Source organism: Oceanihabitans sp. 2_MG-2023 (assembly GCF_030547245.1).
Lineage (GTDB): Bacteria > Bacteroidota > Bacteroidia > Flavobacteriales > Flavobacteriaceae > Oceanihabitans.
The window spans coordinates 604,623-610,622 of record NZ_JAUOQT010000003.1 but is presented as its reverse complement, the minus strand read 5'-3'; the positions used below and the strand labels follow the sequence as shown (position 1 = coordinate 610,622).

Genomic DNA, 6,000 nt, shown 5'->3' with positions numbered 1-6,000 from the left:
CCGCGAGGATTTTCGTAAGTAGGCGAGAACTAGCAATAAAATATACACGTTGTTAGCATTACGTATGGTTTAGTTTTATTAAGCATTTTACATTCAGCATTTCAAGTTATTTCATTCTTTTAATTTTAAAAGTTTCTTGGGTAAAATCCATGAACCGAAGCTAGGAATTATTTTTGCGTTCCGTATTTCAAGTTTAATATTTCCGTTCCGTATTTCAGAGTTTTTTATTCTTTTGATCTCAAAAGTTTCTTGTTACAAATCCATGAATCGAAGCTAAGAATTAATTATCCGTTTAATATTTCAGGTTATTTCATTCTATTAATCTTAAAAGTTTCTTGAGTAAAATCCATAAATCGGAGCTATGGATTTATTTACGTTCAGCATTTCAGGCTATCTTTTCCTAATTAATCTTAAAAGCTTGTGGGAAAAAAATGTATAAATGGTAATGAACTAAAAAAAGTTTATTAAAAATTTTAATTTCATATTACCTGAATTTTCGTTTTTGAAAATCTAAAGAAAATATGAATGCTAACGGTTTTGTGTATGCTTTGTTGCGTGTTTAAGCAACTAAGTTAGCAAATAAAAACCGAATAGAAAATCCGCGAGGATTTTCGTAAGTAGGCTAGAACTAGCAATAAAATATACACGTTGTTATAAACTGGTACGACACATTTGAGTAATCACGATTAGATAAAGAGCGTTGAAGTTCGAGTAATCACATTAAGCGAGTTTGAGTAATCAGAATAAGCTATAAGAGTTAAATATTCCGCAAACAAGCTCAAAATCCGTTAGAGTAAGAAATTCCGAGCGAGTGAGATTCCGATTCTGTAAATTTTGAAAAACTTATTTGGTTGTTTTGGAAAATACTTCTTTAAAATTCAAAAAAAATCGCGATATTCAGAGTTTGAGTGAGAACAAGTTCCGAAGTTTAAACTTTAGTAACTCAATTTCGTTTGGAGTTACAATTTCGGAGTACTTGTTTGTAACGTTGTTGTGTATGGTTAGTTGCGTGTTTCAGCAACTAATTTAGTAAACAAAAACGAACGCGAGAAAATTCCGAAGGAATTTTCCAAATAAGCACTTGCCAAAGCAATTAATTATACACGGTGTTGTAACCAGTTTTTATTCCTTGTTTGTTATTTGTTTTCCTATTCGGATATAATTTTGTTTAATAGTTTGTGGCATATTTCGTGCTCCTATAGAATTCGGTAAATCAAAACCACTTGGCCAAAAATAACCAATGATAGCAATTGTTTTAGGTTCCGATTTTGCCAATTCATAATAACTGTTAGTTACTTCGAGCATTTCGTTTAATTCTATTCCACCAATATCTTCGTGAAATGAACTCATAAAATGAGTGTCCATAACAATTACTAGTTTTTGGTCATTATTAGAAAACTTTGATTTTAAAGTATTTAATTCGTTTAAATAATCGGTATTTGTTTTTGGGTCTTTAATAAAATAATGGTCAAATCCAATCCAATCTACAGAATTTGGGATTTGAAGTTGGTCAACTGCAGGATAAGCTTCAATTATCATTATCGGGACATCAGGTAAAGTTGACTTAATATAGTCGGTTGCTGATTTTAGTTCAGAAAACGATATTCCATTCCAAGTTGGTTCTTCCCCAATGTAGAAAGTCTGAATTAAACTTTGATTGACTTGTAAATTATTAATACTAATAAATTCGTTCCATCTTACTTGAAAGTCAGCTCTCAAACCATATTCTACTCCAGAAGGGCTTGAGTTACCTATTAATTCAAAAAATATCTCCGAAATATGTAATATACTTTTTACTTGTAAATTATTCATTTCGTCCATTCTTGCAACAATGTTATCTGTTGGGTTTACGACTAAAATGTCAGCAATATTAGAGAACTCATATACTTCGTCAATATAATTTGTTTTTGTTTGATTATCGGTTGGGTCATCCCAATAGGTATCAATCAATGTAAATCCAAAGTATTTTATGTGTGTAGAATTTATAGTTAGCTCAGGTTGATTTTCCTTGTGACAAGAAATCAATAATAAAATTGAGAATATAAATGCTAATCTATTCATCTTAAGTTTTTCTCAAATTGGTTACAACGGTTTTGTATATGGCTCGTAGCGTGCAAATTATGAAATTATTTTCGGATTGAGCACAAGCCAGATTTTTAAATTTTACTATTTATCTTATTTATTGGAAATCGTCAAATTTAAAAATTTGGCGACTTTTCAAATATGCCTTAACTTTGAATTAAGCAACTAATTAGCTATGAGCCATATACGTTGTTGTGCATAGTGCTTTTCAAATTCAGCTTGGTTTTCCGATGTTTGTTATTTAGTTCTAATGTGTGCGTTGGCGAGACATACTCTTTTGCAATTTTTGGTGTAGTGTTGGATGATGCGAATTGCAAATGTGTATGGCTTTTTAGTGTTGGCTTGAAACAAACAAATTTCCATTAATCCATTACAAACTTAAATCCTGCTGTAACAATATTAGAACTAAAAGATGTATCTCTATCGTACTGATAAAATTTTAAGTCAATACTTTTTAGACCTAGTTTCCAAATATGTGCCTTTGCGAAAATATCTGTGTACGACACTCCAAAACCAATTTGGTTAGCAGAATATTCGGAAAGGTCATAATCAGAAGTATAAAAGTCATCGGTAGATAAAGTACTTTCATAAGGTCTAAAATAATCGGCTGCTGTTTGATTATAAAATCTGTAAGATGGATACAAAGTAAACTTATCAGTAATTTTAATTGGCACTTCAATACTTGCAGTATGTGAAGATATTCCCCAATCATCAAAATAATAGCGATAGAATGTTCTTACTGTAAATGTTTCATTTAAATACCAATTTAAACGACCACCAACAGCTACTTTAAATCTTGAATCTGGTAAACGCTCAACTGCATCTGCAAGTTGAAAATTATCTATGAATGAATCTGCAACATCGCTAAAATAAACTCTTTGAAATGGTGTAGATAATAATCCATCTTGTTTTACAAAATCTAGTGCTAAAGAACCTTGCACATTTTTATGAAGAATTTGAGAGAAGCCAAATCCTAAAGAATAAGAATTACGACCTTCATCTTTAAATTCACTAAATCTAGGATTGTAATTTGTGTTTCCTGTAATTGTATTTTGAGTAAACAAATTATCATTTAAACCATTGCCATTTTCTCCGAATGGTCTTAATTCGGTTGGGTAAATGGCGTTCCAAGTATCAATATAAACATTTGCATTTACACTTAATTCTGTATTCTTTTCATTAAATAATTTTGTGTAACTACCACCAACACCAGCTGAAAAATAATCGTATTCTGATGAAATAGATATTTTTGCAGACCAAATATCATTTCTATCGTCAGAACTATGACTATAACTTCCTGTTAAATTTGCCCAAAGGTCGCTACTTGATGCGCCAGAAGATGCTTGAAATGGGTCTGCTGGCCCATCATCAAAAGGTCCAACGTTACTTGAAGATGCTGATGTGTAAGCAGAAACTCCAGCGTCAATGGTTAGAACATCATCATCATTTAAAGGTATTGAAACTACAAAGGTTCCTGTAACATCTGTTAATTCTTCAGTGCCTATTCCGCCACTTACCGCAGCATTATCTCCATCTTGCGAGTAGTAACTTGTTAGAAAATCTACTTCTGTAGTTTCTAATACACGTTTTTTATAAACTTTTGTCGAGTCTTGTTCTGTTTGCGAATAAGATTTAACAAAAGCAAATACGCATAATATCAAAATAAATTTTTTCAACTTTCTTGTTTTATTAGTTACAGCCACAGCCTCCTCCAGTTTTCCCTCCATTTGCTCCTACAGCAGCTTCACGATATGAATGCATCGTGGAAACATTTCGGTCAGCTTTCTTGTCTGCCAATGCCATATCTGGGTCATTTATATTTACTTTTTCGTATTCTTTAACTACAACGCAACTACTAAGACAAGTAGTAATTAATGTAGCACATATAAATTTTTTAATCATAACTTATCTATTTCTATATTCTTTGATTTCGTGATATTTCCTTTATCATCAATGATAATACATTCTATTTTTGGTAATTGATTAATGCGGTCTAAACCAGCTTCTTTTCCCATAACAAATACTGAAGTTGCAAGTGCATCTGCCAATTCTGCTTTTGGTGCAAATACGGTTACACTTATAATTCCGGTAGAAGGATATCCAGTTCTTGGGTCAATAATATGTGTGTATCGTTTGCCATTAAAATTTACATATTTTTCATAATTTCCAGAAGTAACTACAGCTCCATTTGTAATTGGTAATAATGCAAAGACTTTATTTTTATCCATTGGATTTGTGATGGCTACTTTCCATTCATTACCATTAGGTTGTTTTCCCCAAGTATTCATATCTCCAGAAGCATTAATAATTCCAGAAGGTACACCTTTTGAAATAAGTAGATTTTTTGCCATATCAGCTGCATATCCTTTTCCAATAGCACCAAAACCTATTTTCATTCCTTCTAATTTAAGAAAGATTGTACTATTCATTTTATCTAAAACTATGTTTTGATAGCCAACTTTTTCTACTGAAGCTGTTATTTCCTCTTTTGAAGGCATTTTGGCCATACTGCCATCAAACTTCCAAATTCTGTCCATTGAAGCATAGCTAATGTCAAAAGCACCATCAGTCAATTTTGAAATGCCTATTGCTCTTTCAATTAAATCAAACAATTCTTTGTCAACTTTCACAGGTTTAATTCCTGCATTGCGATTAATTTCGGATGTTTGAGAAGTATTATCCCAAGATGAAATTAAATTTTCAATTCTTGATATTTCTGCAACAGCAGTATCGATATATATGTTTGCTTTTATAGAATCGTTTGCAACAACAGTAATGTCAAATCGACTACCCATTAATTTGAGTGTTCTCTTATATGGTTGTTGTGCTGTACAACCCATTATTGAGAATAAAAATAATAAAGTGATTATATGTTTCAAATTACTTTGTAAAAGCGTTTAATTCTTTAATATAATTTTCTGGTGTAGTCTTTTTATAACTACTTTCTCCTAACACTTGGCCATTAGAGTCAAGTACTACAACAAAAGGAAAAAAACCTTGTTTATTGTATTTTTCTGCAAGTAATGCATTCGCTTTTGTTTGTTTTTCTGACAATATGTTTTTCTTTCTTCTAGGAAAATCTGCCTTTAGCATAACATAATTATCTTTTGCATACTTTTTAAAAGTTTCTGTGCTCCAAATTTCTCTGTCAAGTTTAATACAAGGTGCACACCAATCTGAACCTTGAAATACTAATATTATGGGTTTACTTTCTTTTGATGCAATTTCTTTTGCAACGTTAATATCTGTTTGCCATTCTTGAGCAATTATTGTATTTATACTTACAATCATTACAATTAATGCCGCAATAACTTTTTTCATTTTATTATTATTTATTATTGATAAATGAGATTGTCAACAACTAGACAATACCTATTTAACGAATATATTGTTTTTTTGTTATGAACAACTCATTTTTTTTTCAGTTTAATATTAGCATCAATTTGAGCGTTGGCAAATAAACTGCTCTTTTGTTTTTTCAGAGTTGGCTTATGTGTTGAAAAAAAAACAAATGTGCTGTTTGTGGGTTGGCTTTTTTTGTTCAAATGTTAAATTTTAGCACGATTTTCGCATTATGCACAACGTTGCGGCTATGGTTAGTGCTGTTTTTAAAATTACAAAAGTTAAACGGTTAACACAAGCCAAAAACATTATGTTTTGTTTTACCTTTTTTTTTGAATTAATACAAAATCAGAATGATTTTGGTGACATTCCAAATACACACCAACCTTCGCCCAAATCGCAAGCCTAAGCATTAACTATAGCTACTGTTGTGAATTGTTTTTTCTCAGGTTCCTATGTTCATTTTATGAAGTCAGTTTGCGCAATATTTGTGGTCAGTTTGTAAAGTCAAATTCCGCTAATATTTCTGTTCCGTTTGGCAATTCCAACTCATACTGTTTTGAGTCATTTTGGCAA

At 31.3% G+C, this 6,000-nt stretch carries 5 protein-coding genes; all 5 read right to left on the bottom strand.

Annotated elements, in window-relative coordinates; genetic code table 11:
• Positions 1-1,122: 1,122 nt before the first annotated feature.
• Entirely contained in the window at positions 1,123-2,061 is a 939-nt protein-coding gene (locus Q4512_RS09440; RefSeq protein ID WP_303424029.1) for a hypothetical protein, read from the bottom strand.
• 383 nt (positions 2,062-2,444) lie between these two features.
• Positions 2,445-3,758: a DUF3570 domain-containing protein gene (locus Q4512_RS09435; protein ID WP_407941807.1), complete on the bottom strand. Its 1,314-nt coding sequence runs from the start codon at positions 3,756-3,758 to the stop codon at positions 2,445-2,447.
• A gap of 13 nt (positions 3,759-3,771) precedes the next feature.
• Entirely contained in the window at positions 3,772-3,984 is a 213-nt protein-coding gene (locus tag Q4512_RS09430) for a DUF4266 domain-containing protein (protein ID WP_129760252.1), read from the bottom strand.
• Positions 3,981-4,922 carry an FAD:protein FMN transferase gene (locus Q4512_RS09425; RefSeq protein WP_129760401.1) on the bottom strand — a complete coding sequence of 314 codons (942 nt, stop codon included), beginning with the start codon at positions 4,920-4,922 and terminating at the stop codon, positions 3,981-3,983. The genes Q4512_RS09430 and Q4512_RS09425 overlap by 4 nt, the downstream gene beginning before the upstream one ends.
• Positions 4,923-4,962: 40 nt before the next feature.
• Positions 4,963-5,403, bottom strand: a complete 441-nt coding sequence (locus Q4512_RS09420) for a thioredoxin family protein (RefSeq protein WP_129760253.1) — start codon at positions 5,401-5,403, stop codon at positions 4,963-4,965.
• Positions 5,404-6,000: the final 597 nt, after the last annotated feature.

Coding starts and splice junctions, on each gene's coding strand:
- Q4512_RS09440 (WP_303424029.1), bottom strand. CDS start 2,061: ATGAATAGATTAGCATTTATATTCTCAATTTTATTATTGATTTCTTGT.
- Q4512_RS09420 (WP_129760253.1), bottom strand. CDS start 5,403: ATGAAAAAAGTTATTGCGGCATTAATTGTAATGATTGTAAGTATAAAT.
- Q4512_RS09425 (WP_129760401.1), bottom strand. CDS start 4,922: ATGGGTTGTACAGCACAACAACCATATAAGAGAACACTCAAATTAATG.
- Q4512_RS09430 (WP_129760252.1), bottom strand. CDS start 3,984: ATGATTAAAAAATTTATATGTGCTACATTAATTACTACTTGTCTTAGT.